15 protein-coding genes and 2 pseudogenes are annotated in these 21599 nt (G+C 61.7%); 13 read left to right on the forward strand and 4 right to left on the reverse strand.

The genetic code is table 11. The features are described 5' to 3' along the window. Window positions 1-88 precede the first annotated feature (88 nt). The 3 genes from B7X90_RS03515 to B7X90_RS03525 are packed head-to-tail and all read left to right on the forward strand — an operon-like array spanning window position 89 to window position 1878. A complete protein-coding gene (locus B7X90_RS03515; RefSeq protein ID WP_292621716.1) occupies window positions 89-544 on the forward strand; it encodes a PAAR domain-containing protein in 456 nt (151 codons plus the stop codon). A 10-nt stretch (window positions 545-554) separates the two neighbouring features. Then, a complete protein-coding gene (locus tag B7X90_RS03520; protein WP_292621718.1) occupies window positions 555-1037 on the forward strand; it encodes a DUF4123 domain-containing protein in 483 nt (160 codons plus the stop codon). Continuing rightward, complete coding sequence (locus tag B7X90_RS03525; protein WP_292621720.1) at window positions 1015-1878, forward strand: type II CAAX endopeptidase family protein; 864 nt, start codon at window positions 1015-1017, stop codon at window positions 1876-1878. Before B7X90_RS03520 ends, B7X90_RS03525 begins: the two co-directional genes overlap by 23 nt. On the opposite strand, the gene B7X90_RS03530 is transcribed toward B7X90_RS03525, so the two are convergent. Then, entirely contained in the window at window positions 1875-3296 is a 1422-nt protein-coding gene (locus tag B7X90_RS03530; RefSeq protein ID WP_292621723.1) for a M23 family metallopeptidase, read from the reverse strand. The genes B7X90_RS03525 and B7X90_RS03530 overlap by 4 nt on opposite strands. Before the next feature lie 106 nt (window positions 3297-3402). On the opposite strand from B7X90_RS03530, the pseudogene tssK reads away from it, so the two are divergent. From tssK to B7X90_RS03560, 6 genes and pseudogenes are all read left to right on the forward strand, one after another. Then, window positions 3403-4656 (forward strand): annotated as a pseudogene (gene tssK, locus B7X90_RS03535) (type VI secretion system baseplate subunit TssK); the annotation flags it as partial. A 46-nt stretch (window positions 4657-4702) separates the two neighbouring features. Next, on the forward strand, window positions 4703-6184 hold the full coding sequence (gene icmH, locus B7X90_RS03540; RefSeq protein WP_292621724.1) for a type IVB secretion system protein IcmH/DotU: 1482 nt from the start codon (window positions 4703-4705) through the stop codon (window positions 6182-6184). A gap of 18 nt (window positions 6185-6202) precedes the next feature. Then, entirely contained in the window at window positions 6203-9667 is a 3465-nt protein-coding gene (tssM, locus tag B7X90_RS03545) for a type VI secretion system membrane subunit TssM (protein ID WP_292621725.1), read from the forward strand. Beyond that, the gene (tagF, locus tag B7X90_RS03550; protein WP_292621726.1) at window positions 9649-10176 is read left to right on the forward strand and encodes a type VI secretion system-associated protein TagF; all 528 of its coding nucleotides are present in this window, start codon (window positions 9649-9651) and stop codon (window positions 10174-10176) included. Before tssM ends, tagF begins: the two co-directional genes overlap by 19 nt. Window positions 10177-10214: 38 nt before the next feature. Beyond that, window positions 10215-10925, forward strand: a pseudogene (locus tag B7X90_RS03555) (protein phosphatase 2C domain-containing protein); the annotation flags it as partial. Further along, entirely contained in the window at window positions 10922-12985 is a 2064-nt protein-coding gene (locus B7X90_RS03560; RefSeq protein WP_292621730.1) for a serine/threonine-protein kinase, read from the forward strand. The pseudogene B7X90_RS03555 and the gene B7X90_RS03560, both read left to right, overlap by 4 nt. Before the next feature lie 24 nt (window positions 12986-13009). Here B7X90_RS03560 and tagH read toward each other — a convergent pair whose 3' ends face one another. The 3 genes from tagH to tssI all read right to left on the reverse strand — a co-directional run bounded on the left by tagH (window position 13010) and on the right by tssI (window position 17184). Then, window positions 13010-14530 carry a type VI secretion system-associated FHA domain protein TagH gene (gene tagH / locus B7X90_RS03565; RefSeq protein WP_292621731.1) on the reverse strand — a complete coding sequence of 507 codons (1521 nt, stop codon included), beginning with the start codon at window positions 14528-14530 and terminating at the stop codon, window positions 13010-13012. A gap of 99 nt (window positions 14531-14629) precedes the next feature. After that, window positions 14630-15166, reverse strand: a complete 537-nt coding sequence (locus tag B7X90_RS03570; protein ID WP_292621733.1) for a hypothetical protein — start codon at window positions 15164-15166, stop codon at window positions 14630-14632. Between the two features lie 8 nt (window positions 15167-15174). Continuing rightward, the gene (tssI, locus tag B7X90_RS03575) at window positions 15175-17184 is read right to left on the reverse strand and encodes a type VI secretion system tip protein TssI/VgrG (protein WP_292621734.1); all 2010 of its coding nucleotides are present in this window, start codon (window positions 17182-17184) and stop codon (window positions 15175-15177) included. A gap of 370 nt (window positions 17185-17554) precedes the next feature. On the opposite strand from tssI, the gene B7X90_RS03580 reads away from it, so the two are divergent. The 4 genes from B7X90_RS03580 to tssC all read left to right on the forward strand — a co-directional run bounded on the left by B7X90_RS03580 (window position 17555) and on the right by tssC (window position 21491). After that, the gene (locus B7X90_RS03580) at window positions 17555-18202 is read left to right on the forward strand and encodes an OmpA family protein (protein ID WP_292621735.1); all 648 of its coding nucleotides are present in this window, start codon (window positions 17555-17557) and stop codon (window positions 18200-18202) included. 30 nt (window positions 18203-18232) lie between these two features. Next, window positions 18233-19315: a type VI secretion system ImpA family N-terminal domain-containing protein gene (locus tag B7X90_RS03585; RefSeq protein ID WP_292621737.1), complete on the forward strand. Its 1083-nt coding sequence runs from the start codon at window positions 18233-18235 to the stop codon at window positions 19313-19315. An 89-nt stretch (window positions 19316-19404) separates the two neighbouring features. Further along, window positions 19405-19917 (forward strand): type VI secretion system contractile sheath small subunit, encoded by a 513-nt coding sequence (tssB, locus tag B7X90_RS03590; RefSeq protein WP_292621739.1) that lies wholly within the window; start codon window positions 19405-19407, stop codon window positions 19915-19917. An 83-nt stretch (window positions 19918-20000) separates the two neighbouring features. Further along, complete coding sequence (tssC, locus tag B7X90_RS03595) at window positions 20001-21491, forward strand: type VI secretion system contractile sheath large subunit (RefSeq protein WP_292621740.1); 1491 nt, start codon at window positions 20001-20003, stop codon at window positions 21489-21491. Window positions 21492-21599: the final 108 nt, after the last annotated feature.

Below are 21599 nucleotides of genomic sequence, written 5' to 3' on the forward strand. Positions count from 1 at the left end.
TAGGCTCAAGGCGTGCTCTGCAAAAATTGGCATTCATCTGTGATCTTGCGCACGGCAAGGGCCAAGGCGGCGGTCAAGGATAGGAACCATGGGTAAACCCGCTGCGCGTATCACCGACATGCACACTTGCCCGATGGTGACGGGCACGGTGCCGCACGTCGGCGGTCCAATCCTGCCACCTGCAGCGTTCAAGGTGCTCACCGGATGCCTTCCACAGGCCCGGATCGGGGACAAGGCCGTGTGCGTCGGCCCACCCGATGTCATCGTGCTCGGCTCGTTTACCGTGCTGGTGCAGGGAAGCCCGGCGGCGCGCATGGGTGACATGACCGCACATGGCGGCGTGATCGTGGTGGGGATGCCGACCGTCCTGATCGGTGATGCCGGTAGCGCCAGCCTTGGCGGGTTGGCGCAAGCATTGGTCAACCTGCCGATTGGCGTGGAAGGGCAGGGCACTGCCTTTGCGGATATGGCCAAAGTGATGATCGCCGCTGCCAAGGAAGGGCTGCCGTTCTGCGAACAATGCAGCAAGGCGCAAATCGGATAGGCATGGCGACATGAGCGCTGCCTGGTACGCCGTGATCGACTGCGCGCAGGACCCAAGGCTGGTCGATCTTGTCCGATCGTGCCGGGGTCACGTGTGCCTGTTCAAGGGGCGCGATCTGGACGCGCAACTGGTTGCAGCGTCGCCCTGGCTGGTGAAGATCGATTCCGGCGAACAACTGCTCGGCGTATGGCAACAGCATGGTCATGGGGCGAGCTGGGGCCTGATGTTGTTGACCGACATGCCAATCGACCGCCTGCAACGCCACTTGCGGCGTTTCCTTCAGGCCAAGTTGCCTGACGGTATGATTGTGCTTTTCCGCTTTTACGATCCACGCGTATTCAACACGTATATCCGCGCGGCGACGCCAGAGGAGCGTGCGCCGTGGTTCGAGGGCGTGCAGCAGTTCTCGGTCGAAAGCGCAGGTGGGACGGCGATGCATCACTACCGGCTGACCGAGGGAGGGTTGTTCGATGGCGCAAACCGGATCGGCTGAAGTGGGCGCACCGGCATGGCGGCAATGGCTGGCCATTGGCGCGGGGCTGCTCGTTTCCTGGAGCTGGGTGCTGACCGTTGTCTTCCTCGCGCCGGATATTCTGGGCGGGGAGACAACTCCGGGCATCTACGCTGCGTTCACTTTGACGCTCTATGTGCCATTGTTGCTGTTCGCTCTGCTGGCTGGCTGGCTGGGCGGCACAAAAGTGTTGCGACTGGGCAGGGCTCCGGTCGGCTGGACCACGGCTGGGCTGGCAGTCGGCGCGGGCGGGTTGAGCGGCGCGCTGGTGATGAGCTGGTTGAGCGGCACGGTTGTGGCGGGCAGCGGCGCGACGGGGCTGACCGCGCTGGTGCTGATGGGCCTTGGGCTGACCTTGGTGCAGTCTGCCATGGAAGAAGTGCTGTTCAGAGGGTGGTTGCTGCCCGTTTTGTCGCAACGGCTGGGACAGGTGGCTAGCGTTTGCGGCAGCGCCTTGCTGTTTGCCGGGTTCCACCTGATCGGTGGTGCGCGCCAGCCTTTGACGCTGGTGTTCATCACGCTGGCGGGGCTGCTGTTTGGCCTGCTGGCCCTGCGGAGTGGGGGAATTCTGGCTCCGATAGCAGCCCATGCGGCGTGGAATGGCAGCGAAGATGGGCTGTTCGGGCTGGTGCCCAATCCGGGCAACGAATTGCTGGGATCGATCATGGATTTCGATCTTGTCGGCAATCCGCTGTGGGGCGGCAATGAGGAAGGCCTGAATGCCAGCTTTGGTGCCGTAGTGGTCATGATCGCCGCGATCCTGCCTTTGCTGGTCGGTCGCCGCGCTGCACATCGTACCGCGCCATCTACGGCTCCGGCCTAAGACGTGCGCTGGCTGCGGGCCATGTCGATGCGGTCGCGCTCCTTCAGGAATGCTTGCAGTGCGGCACCGTCCATGCGTTTCCGGCTCGCTTCATCAGCCGGAATGCTGAGGGGATCGACGCGTTCCCCGTCGATGTGGACTTCGTAGTGCAAATGCGGACCGGTAGAGCGGCCAGTGGTGCCGATATCGCCAATGTGCTGGCCTTGCGTCACGCGCACACCTTGCGCGATGCCGGGGGAAAAGACGTTCTGGTGCAGATAGAGCGTGCGCCATCCGTTGTCGTGGCGCAGCACCGTAAGGTTGCCGTTCGCGCCCTTCATCGCGGCAAATTCAATCGTGCCATCGGCAGCGGCATAGATCGGCGTACCGATCGGGGCGGCAAAATCGGTGCCGCCGTGCAGCTTGTTGTAGTGCAGTACCGGGTGGAACCGCATTCCAAATTTCGAGGAAATGCGTGCACCATCCACCGGCGTGCGCATCAGGCCGCGCTTGGTGGTGGCGCCATTACCGTCGAACCAGCCCGCATCTTCGCCGGGCGCCTGAAAGCGGTAGAGCGCGAGACTTTTCTTCGGCGTAGTCAACTGGGCGTAAAGCAGCTTGGGCTGGCCGACCGGTTCGCCATTGGCGTTGACTTCCTGATCGTAGGCAACCTCGAACACGTCACCAGGGCTGACTTCGGACGCAAGGTTGAAGTCATAGGAAAAGGCGTTGATGAATTCAGGGATCAGCGTGTCGATCAGACCTGCCGAAACGGCCGAGGTGTAGAAGCTTTCACTGTCGATTTCGCCGCGCAAAACTTCGATCTTGCGGCTGACATCGGCGACGAGCGGCGTAATCGAGAAGGTGCCATCGGCCGCACGGGCGAGCATGACGCCGGAGCCGTCGATATGAACAGCGCGCAACTGTTGCAGCAGCGCGCCACCCTCGCGCGGTTCCAGCACGATGATCGCATGGATTTCGCTGCTGGTAAGGTGCGGCGCGGCGGCCGCGGCGGCCGCGGTGGCATCGTCGGCACGCACGCCGGCCTCGATCAGCGCACCGGCCAATTGGCCTGGTCCAGCCAGGTTGAGCGCGCGCTCCTGCATGGTGTTGCCGAGGGCACTGACAGCGGCAGGCACAGCCATGGGGGCCACCGCGGGATCGCTGCGGGTGAGCCATGCGCCAATCGCCCCCGCGCCAAGCACCGCGACCGATCCGGCGATGGCGAAGGTAAGGCGCAAATCTTTTGGTCGGCGCGACGAAGTCGGTTCATATTGCGCAACAGGGGGCGCAACATTGGTGGGGGATGGCGCAGAACCAATGGCTTCACGCCAGAAATTGCCAACGCCTTCACCAGAGTCCGTTTTGGGGCCGGATGGTGCAGATTGCGCTACGTTACCGGTGACCCATTGTTTTGGATCGAAAGAATCGTCGTCCATCGCAAATTGTGCCTTGAAGCGGGAACAGTTGCCGCGAAATATTCGCGCCAAGCTATAACCGTGCTTTTGCGAAGGGTGAAGCTGTGCTTAACAGTATCTTGCTGATTATCGGGGGAGCAGATGTCGTTCGGAAGTCGTGTCGCCTGGCGGTTTGACCGAGGTTGAAGTGGACGAGGATCTTGCCGCCATCGGCAAGTTCACGCTGGTGCGCGCCAAGGGGGTAATGCCCGATGGCACGCCGTTCTCAATCCCTGATGATATGGCGCCCCCGCCCCCGCTGGATGTGCCGCTTGATACACGCGATGCCGTGGTCTTCCTCACGCTGCCTGCCGCGCAGATCGGCGCGCAAGAGTTTGACGAAGTGGACAGTGCCGGGCCGGACATCCGCTTTCTGGTGGAAGAGAGCGAGATTGCCGATTGCTTCTCGCAGGACCGCAGTCAGGAGCCGATCGAAGTGGCGCGGCCCAACCTGCGGTTGGGCGTGACGCGCGACCAGACTTATGGCCGCATTCTGTGCGGGCTGGGTCAGATCCGCGAAATGCAGGGCAAGAAGGTCATGTTCGATGACCGCTATATCCCGCCGCTGCTCGATATTCGCGCATCGCGGCCGTTGCGGCACGGGTTGGTGGACATATTGGGGCGGTGCGAACAGCGCTCTGACGAGCTGGCTCTCCGCGCGGTTGAGGCAACCGATGGTGGCGCGGAAACCTTCGCCAGCTTCCTGCTGCTCCAAGCGCTGAACCGCTGGATTCCGGTGCTGCGCCATCTGGAATCACTGCCGATGGTGCATCCTGAGCGAATGTATCAGGAACTGGCCAGTCTGGCCGGAGAGATTGCGACGCTGGTCAAACCGGAACGCAAGGCTCCGCCACTGCCCGCCTACGATCACGAGAACTTGCGGGGCACGTTCGAGCCGCTGTTTGATCTGCTGCAATCGATGCTGTCGGCGGTGTTTGATCGGTCTGCCGTACAACTCTCGCTCGAACCGATGGGGCCAGGTGCGTGGACTTCCACCATTACCGACCGCAATCTGTACCAGCATGGCTATTTCTACCTTGCCGTGCGTGCGGCAGCATCGGCGGACGAAGTGCGGCAGATGTTCCCAGCCGTGGCCAAGATCGGCGCGGTCGAAAAGATGCGCCAGATCGTCGATTCCGCGCTACCGGGCGTACCGTTGCGGCACACGCCGACACCACCATCGCAGCTTCGCGTTCTGCCGGGCTTCGTCTATTTTGAGCTCGACCGGGGTGTGGGCGATTGGCGCGATTTTGCCACTGCCACCGCGCTCGGCCTGCACGTGGCGGGTGATTGGCCCCAGTTGCGGATGGAACTGTGGTGCGTGAAAAGGGCGGCGCGATGAGCGCGGCGCCGACTAGGTTGAAGGCTTGGCTGAGGGGACGTTCGGCATGAGCGGAGACGGTTCTTCCGACAACGGCAATCGCACGGTTTTCCGGCCATCCCCGCTGGCCGGGATGCGCGGAGGTGCGCCAGCGCAGCCTTCGCCGACCACGCAGCCTCCTTCGGGTGGTGGCGCATGGGGCGCTCCGCCGCCGATGGCGCAGCCGCCTATGCCGCCGCAAGCGCCACCGTCCGGCTTTGGCGCACCGCCCGCCGGGTTCGGTGAGCCACCGCCGTCGTTCGCTGCGCCGCAGCCGATGATGGGGGGCGGACGCCGCCTCAACGACGATGACATTCCCGTGCCCTCACGCCCACGGGATACGCGCAGCCCGCTGGTGATCGAGGCCGGCACAGTGCTGGCCTTGGCCGCATCTGTGCGATCAGGCCGTGCACGCATTTCGATGCCCGATTTCCATCGCGAGGCAATGGAAGCCGTTGCTGCATACGACCGGGCGATTGCGCCGCTATACCCCGAAGAAACGCGGATGCGGGCGCGCTATGGCATCTGCGCCACGATTGACGATATTGCCCAGAACCTTCCCGGTTCGGGAAATGATGGTGCTGAATGGGCGCGGCGCAGCCTTGTGGTCAGCTTTTTCCGCGAAAACATCGGCGGTGACCGGTTCTGGCAGTTGGTTGACGATATGCTCGCACGTCCTGGCCAGAACGCCGAGGTGATCGAGCTTTACGCCGATTGCCTTGCTGCGGGGTTCGAAGGCCGTTTCCGCGTGATGCCCGATGGCCGTGCGCGCTTGCAGCAGATCCTGACCAGCCTTTATGGCGCACTCGAACATCCGCGCTCGCTTTCGCAGGTCGAGGTTTCGCCGATGTGGCGCGGCGCAGATGCACCGCTGCGCAAGATCAGTCCGTGGAGCAAGATTGCGCTTGCCGCTGCTGCCGCGCTGGCGCTGCTGCTGGCGATCTACATTGTGTTGCGCTTGCTGTTGATGACGGCAGGTTCGGATTCGCTTCAAGGCACCAAGGCGCTGATGCCGCAGGAAAATCTTCGTCTTTCACGGGTTGGCGCTGCCCCGCCCCCTGCGGCGGAGAGCGACCAATTGGTGAGGATGCGCACATTCCTCGAACCCGAAGTGCGGCAGAACCTCGTCGTGGTGGAAGAAGACGGCAGCACCGTGCGTGTGCGCACAACCGTCGGCCAGTTGTTCCAGTCCGGTTCTGACCGGCTTGAGCCCGGCCGCGCCGATTTGTTCGAACGCATCGGTCGCGCGGTTGAGGCGGAGCCGGGGCAAGTTACGATCGAGGGGCACTCAGACTCCGACCAGATCAACAGTCTCGCTTTCCCCGATAATACTGCGCTTTCACAAGCGCGGGCACAGGCGGTGGCGGGGATACTCGGGTCGGTCCTGTCAAATCCGGGGCGCATATCGGTAGAGGGCTATGGTGACGGCCGCCCGATTGCCGACAATGGTTCCGCCGAAGGCAAGGCGCTCAACCGCCGTGTCGAAGTTATCATTCCGCGTCAGCGCTAAGCAAACGAGGCGAGACCCGTGAAGAAGTTTTTCGGCAACTGGTGGGTCCTGAGCGGCCTTGTCGTCCTGTTCCTCGTGTTGGTCCTGTGTGTCGGCCTGCCGATCTTCGTGCGCATGTTGTCGCCATGGTGGGTGCGATTGCTGCTGTTTGCGGTGATCGTGGTGCCTTGGGGCTTGCTGGGTTGGCTGCGCGTGCGCAAAGGCCAGAAGGCAGCCGCTGCGATTGCTGCGGAGCTGGCAGGGCCTGCTCCGGGCGATGCCGAAGGACAGGCCGTTTCGGCCCGCATGGCAGAGGCGCTGGCTTCGCTGAAGTCCGGTTCCGGCAAGCGCCGTGACTACCTGTACAACCGCCCGTGGTACGTGATCATCGGCCCGCCGGGCGCGGGCAAGACCACCGCGCTGCTCAACTCAGGGCTGCGCTTCCCACTGTCCGACCAGTCGTTCAAGGGTGTTGGCGGCACCCGCAACCTTGATTTCTGGTTCGCGGATGAAGCCGTGATGGTCGATACGGCGGGCCGCTATACCACGCAGGATTCCGATAGCACTGCCGATGCAAAAGGCTGGACAAGCTTTCTCGGCCTGATGAAGCGGCATCGCCCGCTGTCGCCGGTCAACGGCGTGATCGTGGCGATTGGCGTGGACGAACTGTTGCAGGCGGATCGCGCCGGGCTGGATCGCCACGCCGCGCTGGTGCGCCGCCGCTTGACCGAAGTGCGCGCCACGCTCGAAGTTTCGGTCCCGGTCTACCTGCTGCTGACCAAGGCTGATTTGATCGCGGGCTTCAGCGAATTCTACGACGATCTCGATGTAGAAGGTCGTCGCGCCGTGCTCGGCGCGACGCTGCCGGTCGAACTGAAAAAGCCGACCAGCGACGACGTGGTGGGCGCGTTCGATGCGGTGGTGGCGGCGCAGCAGGCACGGCAGGCCAAACGCTTGTATGAGGAAGTCGATCAGACCCGGCGTAGCCTGATCCTCGGTTTCCCTTCTCAATTGGGGGCGCTGCGCAATCGCATGGCGCGCTTTGTCGATGGCGCGTTCCTGTCGGGCGATCAGCCTTCGGGCACGCTGCGTGGGTTTTATTTCACCAGCGGTGTCCAGCAGGGCGCGCCGCTGGACCGCATTCTTGCGGGCGTGGCCGAAAGCTATCAGAGCGTCAGTTCATCCGCAGGCGGATCGGGGCGAACCTACTTCCTCAACCGCGTGTTGACCGAAGTTGTGTTTGGCGAGGCAGGGCTGGTCGAGGCCGATCCCGCTGCGCGCCGCCGCCAGCAAGCGCGCACGACGGCAGGCGTGATTGGCGTTGCGGCAGCAGCGGCGGTGGTCGTGGCACTGTGGGGCGTCAGTTTCTGGCAGAACCGGTCGTTCCAGTCGGCGCTGGGGCAGTCTTCTGCGCAGGCGGCTACGCTGGTGCAGCAGACCGGCGTTGATCTGGTGGAAGTGCGCGACACCGACCCTGATCTGGAGCAGGCGCTCAGCAGCCTGCGCGCATTGCGTATGCTGCCGCAGGGCTATGCCGAACAGGCAGCGGGCGAACCGGGTCTGTTCAAGCGCTTCGGTCTCTATCAGTCGAGCCATGCGGATGCGGCGGTTGAGTCGTACCGCTCGGGCCTTCGCCGTATCCTGCTGCCGCGCATTTTGCTGCGGATCGAACAGTACATGGCGGCAAATTCAGCCGATCCGATGGCGGTCTATCAGCCGCTCAAGGTCTATCTGATGTTGGGAGGGCAGGGTCCACTTGATCCCGGCACTATCAAATCGTGGGTCGAGGGTGACTGGCTGAACGAACAGTTCCCCGGTGCCGATCGCGCGCCGGTGCGCAAGGAACTGGGTGAGCATCTGGCTGCGCTGCTGGAAGATCAGGGAATGTCGTCCGAATGGGCCGGGCGCAAGGCCCCGCTCGACGGTACGGCCATTGCCTCGGCACGCGCCGCGTTGCAGACGTTGAGCCTTGCTGACCGGGCCTACGCAGTGCTGCGTCAAAAGGCGTTGGCAGGATCTGAGCAACCGTGGCGTGCCAGTGCGGCTATTTCGGCTGGTGATGCACAGGCCTTTGCCAATGGGGCAGAGGTCATGCTGCTCGAAGTGCCCTACTTCTACACGCGAGAGGGTTACGAGAAGTCCTATCTGCCAGGGCTGGTAACCGTGGCGGGCGATCTTCAGAAAGACCTGTGGGTTTTGGGCGAGGGTGCGGAAACCGCAGGCGTGCAGGCGCAGGTCGAACAGATCCGTCCCGGCGTTGCGGCGCTTTATGCGCGCGAATACATCGATTCGTGGGAGCGGGTGGCGACTTTGCCGACGCCGGGCAATTTGTTCGGTGATCCGGCAGCACTTGGTGCATTCGCCAAATCGCCTTCGCCGCTCAAGGTGCTGCTGATCGAACTGCGCAAGAATACGACCTTTGCCGGTGGTGCCAAGGCGCTGGGCGATATGGCCAAAGACAAAGTCCAATCGTCGCGCTTTGGCAGGCTGGCACAGGCAGCGGCTGGATCGGCAGGAGGGGCGCAAGTCGATGCGGCAACCGCGATCAGCTCTCACTTCCAGCCGGTTCACGACTATGTCGGCGATGGTAAAACACCCGCCCCGATTGATGATTTTGTCGCTGCGATCAAGAAAGCGGGCGAGGCGATCAATTCGGCAAAACTGGCAGGCGGCGGCATGGGGGCCGACGCGGTGCAAAGCCAGATGGCGATGGCGCTGGGCGCAGTGGCCACCAACGCTGGTGGCGCGCCGCCACAGTTGCAGAACTTCGTGGCCGCAGCCACCAGCGGCGGGTCTTCGGCCACCACGGCTGCTGCGCAAGGCGCGCTCAGCGATGCCTATGCGCAGTCAGTCCTGCCCGATTGCCAGTTAGCGACGCAGGACCGCTACCCTTTTGTCGGAACCGCCGTGGCCGACGCTTCGCTGGCTGATGTCCAGCGGATCTTTGGCCTCGGCGGTACGATGGACAGCTTCATTCAGGCCCGCGTGGTACCTCTGCTCGACATGAGCGGGCCTGTGTGGCGCTGGAATGCCCAGAATCCGCAAACCGCGACGCTGAACCCATCGACGCCTGAAGAGTTCGTCAAGGCGCGGCAATTGCGGGATATTCTGGCAGGCGGCCTGAACGTGAAGATTGAGGCCAAGGCCTTTGGCGCAGGCGTTGATGCGGTGGAACTGGTAGTTGGCAACACCCGCTACAACTTTGAGCGCGCTTCGCTGGGTGCGCAAAAGCCGTTGGCATGGTCGCCGCAAGGAAACCTGCCGATAGCGTCGGTCGCGATGATGTCGGCCGGAGCGAAGGTTGGCGGGGTTGAAACGGAGGGCCCGTGGGCGTTGTTTCGCCTGATGGATGTGGCGCGCAAGGAAAACGCCGGGCCGTTGGCGGTGCTGGCAACGTTTGGATCGGGCGCCCAAACCGCCGTTTTCAAGATCAGCCTGCCCAATGATCGCAATCCGTTCGGGCGTGGCGGGTTGTGGAGTTTTCGATGCCCGACGGTGCTTTAACCCACTGGCTTTTCGGGAAAATGCCCGCGCATGGCGATTTCGTCTCACGCGGGATCGATCCGGGCGTGCGGGACGAGCTTGATCGCTGGTTGACGGCTGAAATGGGGCGCGGGCAGGCCGTGTGGGGTGGAGAGTTTGATCAGCGATACGAAGCAGCGCCTGTCTGGCATTTCGTCGATAGACGTGGCGCGGACGAGTGGAGCGGCGGCATACTCTGCGCTTCGACTGACCGCGTCGGACGGCGGTTTCCGCTGATGTTTGCGTCTGCTGCCGCCGATTGTTCCGGGGCTGTTATGGCTTCTGCGGGCTGCCTCGACCTTGTCGGTCAGGCTTTTGCCGAAGGATGGGATGCGGACCGGTTGGCCGAAGCAGTGCTTGTGCCAGACAGTCTGCCGTGGCACCCCGAAGGGCCATCGTGGGCGCTGGTGGGCGAGGATGGGCCAGTGATTGAATATGCGGGTAGAACCCCGGCAGGAGTGATCGAGCGGATGTTGGAGATGGCCGCATGACCAGTACGTTCCGCATCGAAGACATTGCGCTCACGCATGTCGGGAATGTGCGCAAGCAGAATGAGGATGGCCATTTCGCCGATCTGGGCAATGGCGTGTGGATGGTGGCTGACGGTATGGGCGGCCACACCAACGGCAAGCTTGCGTCAGAGGCGCTTGTGGCCGCTGTAGGTGCAGTTCGGGTGCCCGAAACACTCGATGCTGCGTGCGATGTTGTGGCCAACGCGATCCATTCGGCAAACACCGCGATCTTTGGCCATGCGCAGGAGGCCGGGGTCCAGATGGGATCGACGGTGGTGGCACTGGTTTTGCGTGGCGAAGAATTTGCGGTGCTGTGGGCGGGAGACAGCCGCGCCTATTTGCTGCGCGAAGGCCAGTTGATCCAATTGACGCGGGATCACACGCAAGTGCAGGAAATGGTCGATCGCGGATTGCTTGATCAGGCCGATGTCGAAGATCACCCGATGAAGCATGTCCTGTCGCGCGCAGTGGGCGTGCAGGATGCGCTGGAGATCGATGCGATCCGTGACTATGCGCAGACGCGTGACCTGTTCCTGCTGTGCAGTGACGGCCTCTATGGGGTTGTGGAGGAAGCTGAGATCGCCAGAATGCTGGGCGAGCATGGCATTGCAGCGGGCGACGCACTGATCGCGGCGAGCCTTGCCGGAGGAGCGCCGGACAATGTCACCGTCGCGCTGGTCAGCGTGAACGAACCCACTCTGCTGGTAGTGAACGGAGCGTCATCGTGAGCGACAAGAACGGTCAAGGCAGCGACGACGAACCGCGCACCGTCTTCAACCCTCAGCCGATTGAGCCGAGTTCCCCTCCGGCCGCCGCCCCGGACGGAAGTGGTTGGGGTAGCCCACCACCGGAACCGGCGAACGTCGCGCCTCAACCGGTTGAGCCTGTTCCGCCAGTGCCAGAAAATGCACCGCCAGAACCCGTGACGCCGGAACCTGCTGCGCCGACGCCTGCGCCATTGGCTGAAACCGAGTTTCCGGGGATGACGTCTTTCCCTGCCGCAACGGCCGGGGAGCCGCGCGAGGTGCGCGAAGGGGACGTGCTGAACCACCTTTACCAGGTCCGCCGCTTCATTGCGCGTGGCGGCATGGGGCAAGTGTTCGAAGGCGTGAACATCAACAACGAGGACGAGCGTGTTGCGATCAAGGTGATCCTGCCGCATCTGGCTCGTGATCCCAACGTCTTGGCAATGTTCCGCAAGGAAGCACGCACACTGACTCGGCTTAGCCATTCTGCGCTGGTGCAATACCGCACACTGGCGATGGAGCCACAGCTTGGCGTGTTCTACATCGTCACCGAATATATCGACGGGCGCAATCTGTCGGACGTACTTTCGACGATTGAGGCAACCCCGGCGCAGTTGATCTCGCTGATCCGCACACTGGCCGAAGGTCTGGCGGTCGCGCATTCGCTGGGGGCAATCCACCGCGATATTTCGCCCGACAACATCATGCTGGAAAGCGGACGGCTGGACCGTGCCAAGGTAATCGACTTTGGAATTGCCAAGGATCTCGATGGAGGTAGCCAGACGATCGTCGGCGATGGCTTTGCCGGAAAGCTCAACTATGTCGCGCCAGAACAATTGGGCGATTTCGGGCGACAGGTGGGGTCGTGGACCGATGTCTACAGCCTTGGCCTGACCATCCTTGCACTGATCAACAAGCGTGACGTCAACATGGGCGGATCGCTGGTCGATGCAGTGGACAAGCGCCGTGCAGGCCCAGATCTATCGCCAGTCCCGGCAGAAGTGCGCCCTGTTCTGGAAGGTATGCTCAAGCCCAATCCGGCTGACCGCTTGCGCACGATGGAAGACGTGATCGCCGCATTGGGTGACCGGACCACGATCACAAGCGCACCTCCCGCCCCACCACCGAAGGCGGCGAAAGCACCCAAGGCTGCGCCTAAGCCAAAGTCACCCGTCGTTGCCGGAAGTGACGAGGACAAGCAGCGCAAGATGCTGATTGGCGCTGGCGTGGCCGCTGCGGTCGTGCTGCTGGGTGGCTTGGGCTATGCGTTGTCTTCGGGCGACGATACCGCGCCGGCAGACGCTGCAACATCAGCGGCCCCGGCGCTTCCTGCTGGCGATCCGCTGAAGACTGCGCAGGCCGTACTCAATGGCGGGCTGGCTTCGGTGTCTTGCTCATGGCTTGATGTCAGCGATCTGCAAGTTCAGGGAACTGATGTGGCTCTTGCGGTAAAGGGGGTGGCGGGGCGTCCGGTCGATGCGCAGAACGAGATTGGCAAACTGCTGTCAGCCAAAGGACTTCGCGCAGCTTCGATCGATTTCAGCGATGTTTCGCAAATCAGCCCTAACGATTGCGGCCCGATAGAGGCTTTCCGCCAGATCAGGGGCCAAGGGGCCTCGCATATCTCGGTTCCGCAGGTGAAATGGGAACTTGCCCCGCTTCCAGCGGATGATGCGGATGCTGGCAAGCTTGGCGCACCTGTCGTCCTGAATATCGACCTCAACGGCGTGGATGGCGATATTGCTGTCGTTGGCCTTGAAGACAGTGGCGAGATGACATTTGAGCCGCGCCTTGATCGCGCCACTATCGAGCCTGCGAAAGTTTCGCCCGGAGTGTACCGTCTTCCCGTTACTACGACGCATCCAGGTTGGACCGGTGTGTTCCTTCTCTATGGTAAAGGACCGTTTGATCAGAGCTTGCTCAACGGCTCGACAAGTACCCGTGGCGGCAACTGGGCACAACGCTTCCTTGCCGAAGCGCGGGCGAAGGGGTGGCAGGCCGATACGGTCTGGTACAAGACGGTCAACGAAAGGCCGGACTGACCTTGCTTCTGCCTTTGCTGGGCCTCAGCGCTTGCTGGCAATTTCTTCGTAGGCGCGGCGGAATTCCTTGGCGAACATTTCCATGAACGCCTCGTCCGAGCCTTGGGCCACGCCGCTGAATTCGCGTTCATAGGCCGCCCATAACGCTGCATCCTTTGCGCCGGGGAGGATGCGCGTGAGGAAGCCGCCCTGTTCAGCCCGCGCTCGGATCGAGCGCGGGCTGAACCGGTCCAGCGTGGCGCGTAGAGCGCCCTGCATCGCCTTCAATGTGGCCATCTGGTGCGCCTGAAGGTCCTTGAAAGCGTCTTCGACTGCCCGTTCGCTGTCCATGAAGCCGCGTTGGGGTGCGTTCAAAAGTTGTTCGAGGGCCTGTTCGGGCGTGCGGGCGAACTTGAGCGGGTTGTTGCCGTCGAACTCGAGGCTGGTGCCTTGCGCGCCCAACTGGCTTTTGGCCCGAGCGCGTGCCTCCAGCATGACGACCATGCCGGCCACAAGGCGCCGCAGCAGGTTGCCCGCCATGCCCAGCGTTTGCGCTTCACCAGCCAGCATCCGCTCAGGATTGACGCCTGTCGATTGGGCGAGCGTGGCAAGCCCTCCACTTTGCGCAGCGGCGACGGGGGCCGGGACGGGCGCAGGGGGTGGGGCCGCAACGGGTTGTTGAGGTGTTGGTGTGGTTGGCGCAGGCGGCGGCGTTGGTGTGAACGCCGGCGGCGGTGGCGGCGAGGCTCCGCCAAACCCTCCCCGTGCCCAATCAACCACGTTGGATTGCGCGAACTTGCCCCAGATGTCGTCAGCGGCAGGCGGGGGCGGCGGCGTGGCCGCGCTCGACCATTCCGATGCCGGTTTGAGCAGCGCAGGTGCGGGAACGCCCCAGCCCGGTGCCGGAGCTGCATCGGCAGGGGGCGTTGGGGCGCCCCAACCTGAAGCGGGGGGAGGCGCTGCGGGGGTAGCTGCCGCGCCCCACCCTGCGGATGGCGGTTCGGCTACCGGCGGCGGAGGCGCTCCCCAGCCGCCCGACGATGCGGTCTCTGCCGCCCCGGTTGCAGCCGTGGGGGGCGCTGCCCAGCTTTGCGACATCGGACCGGTGCCGGAAATCGCAGATCCTGCGGGGCGGGCGTCCCAGCTGGATTGCTGCGCTGCCGGTGCTGAGGCATCGCTGCTGCCAGTCCACCCTTTCCAGTTGGCCGGGGCGGGATTGCTGTTGCGTTCTGCCGCTTGCGCCGCTGCCGCATCATCAAGCGCGGCAACGACTTCGAATGGGCCGATACGGAAGACATCGCCCGGAGAAATAGGATGAGGCCCCGCCAGCCGCGCCTGCTGACCATCGACGAAGGTGCCGTTGGTGCTGTGATCGATCAGTTCATAGCCATCGCCGGAGAAGCGCACTTCGCAATGGCGCGACGAGATGTGCAAAGACGGATCAGGCAGGCACCAGTCCGAGGTTGCGGCGCGACCGATCAGAGCACCGCGACGGTCAAGCACCAGCGAAAGCGGTGAACCGTTCTCAAGCCGATCGGCGTTGCGGATGGATAGAGTTAAAGGCACGCGGCTGAATTAGCTTCTCGGTGTTGAAATGTCATCATGCACCGTACTGCCAAAGAATTGGTGATGAATTGCCAAGGGCGCGGCTTTTGCCCGCCATCGTCACGCGCCTGCCAGCACACTTTCCCCCAAATGCAGGCTGGTGGCAATCGCATCGGAAGGCGCTTTGCTGGTAAATGCAGCGGTCAGCACCGCCGCTGCGGCCAGCTTGGCGCATACATCGGGCGGGGGCTGAATTGCCGGCAAGTCCTCTTCGGAAATCGATCCGCCGGACAGGAAGATCGCCTTGCACAACAACGCTTGCGGGGTGTCGTCATCGAGCGTGTCGCCCAGTTCGGCGGCATCGCGGCGCAATCTGTCAGACGGATTGTCAATCCAGCGCAGAGCAGCAACTAGTGTAGGGTCGGTTCGGTCAGCGCCCAACTCGATCAGTGTCCGCGCGGCCCAGACTACGCATTCATAGCGGGGCATGGCATGGGCCAGAAAATTCACCGCGTAGGTCGACTTGCCTGCATTGCGCAAATGGATGAACCATTCGACAGGCGCCAAGCCCCGCGCTTCATCGGGGACTTCGCGCGGGTTCACGCTGGCAGCAAGTTGCGCTGCGTCGGTCCATGTCGATAGTTTCCAGTCGCTCATCATCCGCCTCAGTTGATCTTGACCAGGCCGCCTTGCGCGGTCAGCACAGCGGAGGCTTCGACATTGGTCATGGCTGAGGTGAGCTTGGCGGTTGCCATGCCTTCCATTTGCAACTTGGTCGTAGAAATCTTGATGGAGGTCGGGTCGAGGGTGATCGTGCTGCCACCGCAAGACAGCGTGATCTTGCTGTTGGCGGAAATCTCGATTGAATCGCCTGCGGAAATCTTGATCTTCTTGGTCACGTCCAGCGTATCGTTGGACTTGATCTCAACCTTGCGATCCTTGTGGACGGTAACCGTTTCGGTGCCCTTGACCTCTTCCTTGCGGTCACCCTCGATCAGGATTTCCTCGTTCTTGCCGACCCGCTCCTTGCGGTTCTTGCCGACACTGATTTCCACATCGCGGCCAACCTTGTGCGTTTCGTTGTGGCGCACACGTGAATTCATGTCGCGCTCTGCATGGAGGAAGACTTCTTCCTTCCCGGTTGCATCCTCAAACCGCAATTCGTTGGCGCCCGGCGCTCCGGTGTCCAGTCCCTCTGCTTCGGATAGCGAATCGCCGGTGGTGCGCTTGTAGGTTTTTGTGCGCCACAAGGCCTTGGTCTTGTGTTCCGGCAGCGCATAAACGGGCATGTGGCTGGCATTGAACACGCGGCCCACCACGATCGGGCGATCGGGATTGCCGTTGATGAAATCGACCAACACTTCGTGCCCGATGCGCGGAATGATGATGTTGCCAAGGCCGCCGGTTTGCGAAACGCGGATCCAGCAGCTTGACTTGTCATCCAGCTTGCCTTCGCGGTCCCAATGGAACTGGACCTTGATCCGGCCGAATTCGTCGACGTGGATTTCCTCACCCTTTGGCCCCGTGACCACTGCCGTTTCCGGCCCGCGTGCAGAGGGGCGCGGCGTGGTCATCGGCGCGCGGAAGTTCACATCGTGGGGTATCGTGGTGAATTCCACGAAGGTCTGACCCGAACTGCCGCCAGAACGGTATTGTTCGGTGGCCAAAGTGGTACGGCAGCGAACGATCAGGTATTTGCGGTTGAAGCGGTCAATCGTATGCCCCTTCAACTGCAGGTGATAGCCGGTCTCGATGCCGGCATACGTGCTTGTCCCTTCGTAGCGCAGGCGCTGGGCGCGGCGGCTTTCGAGCACGACGGTGCTGAGAGTTTGCCCGGCCGCCTCCTGATAATAACGGCCCGGCCAGTTGTAGACCTCGATCTCGTCAAGCGGATGCGCACCCTTGTCGGTCGCCTCGGCCGAGCGGGGGCGCGATGGCTCCTTGAAATCGTAGTCGCGCATGGTGACGCGGGCTTCGCCACCGGTTGATGCGCGTTCGTGCCATGTCTGGACGAAAAGGCCCGCAGAACCACCGCGACTCGTCGAATCGGCCATCGCGGCTGAATCCGACAGCGGATTGTATGTCATCGCACCTGTCGGCATGGGCACATGGCAGCCGGGCTTGTCGCAAATCACCATCGTGTGTGCCGAGGCGCTGTGCTGATAGTAGTAGTAGAGGCCCTCTTCTTCCATCAGCCGCGAGACGAAATCGAAGTCACTCTCGCCGTACTGAACGCAGTAGGCCAATTGCCGCGTCCCACTCGAAGCTTTGACCTCGAAAGCCAAGCCGCAATCGGTAAGAACCGACTTGATAATCTCGATGACCGGCTTGTTCTGAAAAATGCGGTAGTTACTACCCTGATCGTGCAACTGCGCCGCAGGCGCCAGAACAAGGCGATAAACGAACCCTGCACCGTTGATTTCTTCAACGTATTCAGCGTCCACCACGATGCCATGGAAGTGGCGAAGCAATTGTCCGTCAAGCTTGCTTTCGATCGCGGCAGGTTTGCCAAGATTGGGCAGCAGCTCGATCTCGTCCAGCGACAAGACCTCGAGCGTTATCGCAAAGTTCTGGCTCAGCGCCTCGAAAGCATCGAGTCGCACAAGCTTGAGTTGTTCGGCGCCGTTACCAAGCCGGAGGGCAAGGGCGGTCTGCCGCATCGGGCTGTCAGCCAAATCAGTTCCCCTTGCAGGAGGTCCCGGCAATCATGCCGAACCGATGCAACCCGTGTGCTTGTTGTTTGTCGTTTCGTCTGTGATTGCCGTCACCGCTACCAGAATGGCTTCTTGTTATGAAGCTCATATTCCGCACGATGCGGTAGTAACATTGCGCTTGTGGCTGAATGCAATCTTTGACCGGCCAATTGTCCCGAAGCGGCACTGATGGATCGGAATTGGATGACAAGCCTTGGCAGATGGCAGGAATCGTTTGCGACGCCAGTTGATGACCTGTAAGAATACTGGAAAATATTAACCACAGGCGTCGCGAAAACAATGCCCGGACAATTCCGGGGTGGGCATTTGGCTCGCAGGAAAGAGGTGCGCTATGGTATTCAAGATGATTGCTTCGGGAATCCTTATCACGATCCCGACTATCGCTACTGCCCAGGCAGGCCCTGTTGCGGTGAAGTCTGAACAGCAGATTGTTTGCGAATTGACCGGTGATTGCGAAGGAAACGCGCAAGAACTGGCAACGCGTGATCGTGGTCCTGATCGTGCGCTTCGCTTCGACATTCCGCAGGGCGCGAAGAAAAAGGCGGTTCCGCCGGCTCCGGGTTATTCCGCACCGAAGGCGCGTGTTGCCGCTGTTTCAGCGCCCAAGTCGCGAATCACCACTTCGTCAGTTCAGGCGCAGCCGGGCCGATCAACGTTGTCGATCAACTTTGCGTCGGGTTCCGCTGCGATTGCTCCAGCCAGCCGTGGACAAGCCCAGATTCTGGCGAATGCGCTGAAAGCACCTTCGGCAGCAGGCAAGCGCTTCGTTGTTGGTGGCCACACCGATTCGGTTGGCGGTCGTGAATACAACCTCGAACTGTCGAAGCGTCGTGCAGAGGCGCTGGTCCAGTTTCTGGTCGAAAGCGGCGTGGAACGCTCGCGTCTTCAGCCTGAAGGCTACGGTTTTGAAAAGCCCGTTCCAGGTCTCAGCGCCAAGGCTGCTGCAAACCGCCGAGTTGAGATCGTAAAGATCGACTGATTCCAGCGGATTGCCGGGGGGCGAGGCCGAATGACACTTGATATCGCGGCCCTGATCGCACCTCTATCGGATGAGGCGCCTTCAGGCCCGGACCTTTCGTACGACAGTCTCCGCATGGAGATAGAAGGTGCGTTCGAAAGGCCTGTTAGCGAAGATGGTGGCGAATCTGACGTCGATTGGCGTAAAGTCATTGATCAGATTATTTCGCAGGGTGCGCTAACCCGCGATATCTGGCTTCCGGTCTATCTCATGCGCGCCGCCACTTTTGCGCGCCGCTTCGATCTTCTGGTCGAAGCGGCGGAGTGGCTGGCAGCAATGCTGGAAGAGCGCTGGGTGGATTTGCATCCCCAGCTTGATGAATATGGCTTCATCGGCCGGAAAGCGCCTTGCGAGTCGCTGACACGGATCAGCGATTTTCTGGGGCCACTCGGACGAGTCCCGCTGATTGAACATGCGCGTTTCGGCCGGTTCTCGTGCGAGGACATCGAAAGATTTGCCGAGCAGGGCGCATCGGCCGAAGGCTACGGTCCTTTCCGCGCGACCATTGAGGCGACCGATCTGGATGGGATCACCGCCCTTGTCGGTCGGTTTGATGCCCTGCGCACAGCTGTTCGGCGCATCGATGGCGTTTTGACGATGAACGCCGAGGGCGACACGGCGACCAATTTTAAACCAACTTACGAAAAGCTCGATCAATATCGCAATGCCTTGTCGGCTGTTCTGCCCGGACAAGCGGAAGCAGCGGTTGAAAACGCAGGCGAAAATTCAGTGGAAGCTGGTGATCCCGGCGTGGGCACAGCGGCATTTGCATCCGTCCCTGCCGGAGCAGCCTTTTCGGGCAGCATCCGCAATCGCGATGACGTGCTGCGCGCGCTTGATGCCATTTGCGCCTACTTCAATGCGATGGAGCCGGGCAGTCCGGTACCATTGCTGTTAAAGCGGGCGCGCGAATGGACGGGCCTTGATTTCATGACAGTACTGGAGGACCTTGCGCCTGGTGGCGTTGAAGAGGCGGCGCGGGTTTTGCAGTCGCGGCGGACGGGGACTGCCTCGGTAGAAGTGTCGGCGGCACCGGAATCGTGGGGCGAATCGCAGGCTTCTTCGGAATGGTGATTTGTGGCACCGACCTGATGCCGCAAGAGGGTGCAGATATACGTTAGACAACGTGCCGGGGGGCAACCGTACCGGCGATGGAGGCTTACATGGCGAAGAGTGGTCAGCGTTTTATCAAGGAAAACAGGGCGCCTCGTGTTCACATCGAATATGAGGTCGAGACTTTCGGTTCGAAGCAGAAGGTCGAACTGCCTTTCGTCATGGGCGTAATGTCAGACCTTTCGGGCAAAAGCCTGGTCGAAAAGAAGTCGCTCAATGATCGCGACTTCCTTGAGTTCGACATGGATAACTTTGACCAGCGCATGGCGGCGATTGCGCCGCGTGCTGCTTTCAATGTCGACAATACGCTCACCGGCGAAGGTAAGCTTGGCGTCGACTTGACCTTCAAGACGATGGAAGATTTCACGCCCGGTGCGGTAGCAAAAGCGGTGCCAGCGCTCGCCCAACTGCTCGAAGCGCGCGAGCAGTTGAACGACCTGATGCTCTACATGGATGGCAAGGATGGCGCGCAGGATCTGCTCGACCAGTTGCTCAAGGATCCGACGTTGATGAAGGCGATGTCGGCTGCGGGCAAAGGTCCGGCGGACGAGAGCGAGGCCTGATCGCCGGGCCGCAAGCGGCAGCGATCGGTTGATGGATTTTCCGACCACGGCAATGCCGTGGCAGGCACACAGGATGGCTTGAGATGGCGACGGAACAAGTACAGGGCGGCGCAGCAGCAACGGAAACCGAGTTTGCTCCCGACGATTTTGCGGCACTGCTGCGCAAGGAATTCAAGCCGAGCGACGATGCGCGTGCGAACCGTATCGAGCAGGCAGTTTCCACTCTGGCGCAGCAGGCGCTGGCAGATACGGCCATCATCGGCGACGATGTATTCAGCACGATGGACGCCTTGCGCGCCGCACTTGATCGCAAGCTGACCGAACAGGTTAACCTGATCATCCATCATCCTGAATATCAGGCTCTCGAAAGCGCGTGGCGTGGCCTGAGCTATCAGGTGATGAACACATCGACCGGCAAGGATCTCAAGATCCGCGTGCTCAACGTCGGCAAGGATGAATGCCGCAAGATGTTCCGCCAGTATCGCGATGCTGCGTGGGATCAGAGCCCGCTGTTCAAGAAGGTGTACGAGGCCGAATTCGGCCAGCTGGGCGGTCAGCCCTATGGCGCCTTCGTTTGTGATTATGCGTTCGATCATTCAGGGCCTGACCTCGAAGTGATGAAGGGCCTCGCCAAGATTGGCGCAGCCGCGCACGCGCCGTTCATCGCCGGTGCTGCTCCCGGCCTCATGGGTATGCAAAGCTGGACTGAGCTGTCCAACCCGCGCGATCTTGCCAAGCAGTTTGAAGCGACCGACTACGCCGCTTGGCGCACCTTCCGCGATAGCCCGGACAGCCGCTACCTTTGCCTTGCCATGCCCCGTTTCCTTGGACGTCCAGTCTACGGCGCCAAGTCCGATCCGGTCGAAGAGTTCGCCTTCGAGGAGGACACTGGCGGCGATCACGACAAGTATTCGTGGGTCAACGCCGCTTACGCGATGGGCACACGCATCACCGAAGCGTTCAGCACATGGGGCTGGTGCAGCCGGATTCGCGGCGTTGAAAGCGGCGGGACGATCGAAGGTCTGCCAGTGGCAACTTTCCCGACCGACGATGGCGGTGTCGACATGACCTGCCCAACTGAGATCGCCATTTCTGACCGCCGCGAGGCTGAGCTTTCCAAGGCGGGTCTGATGGCACTGGTCCATCGCAAGGGCACCGATCAGGCGACCTTCATCGGCGCGCAGACGCTCAACAACCCGGCCGTCTATGATGACCCGGCAGCGACCGCCTCGGCCAATCTTTCTGCCCGCCTTCCATACATCTTCTCCAGCTGCCGTTTTGCGCACTATCTCAAGTGCATGGTGCGTGACTGGATCGGTGGCACGCGTACTGACCGCCAGATCGAGCAGGACCTGCAGCGCTGGATTTCGAACTACATTGATGGCCAGCCTGACAGTTCGACCGAAGAGACCAAGGCGCGTTTGCCGCTCAAGGACGCTCGCATCGAAGTCGTGCCTGACGAATCAAATCCAGGATATTACAAGGGGAAGTTCCTGTTCATTCCGCACTACCAGCTCGAAGGCATGGATGTGTCGCTGAGCATGGTGTCGAAACTTCCGAATTCGGGCGGTTAGTGCATTTGATCACATGACGGACTGAGCTTCAGGTATATCTGACAAGGGGCGACAAGAAGAACAACGCCCAACCCAAGGCGGGGCACTTGCCAACTGGCCGAGAATTGA

The sequence above is a fragment of the Novosphingobium sp. 17-62-19 genome (genome assembly GCF_002256775.1).
Taxonomy (GTDB): domain Bacteria; phylum Pseudomonadota; class Alphaproteobacteria; order Sphingomonadales; family Sphingomonadaceae; genus Novosphingobium.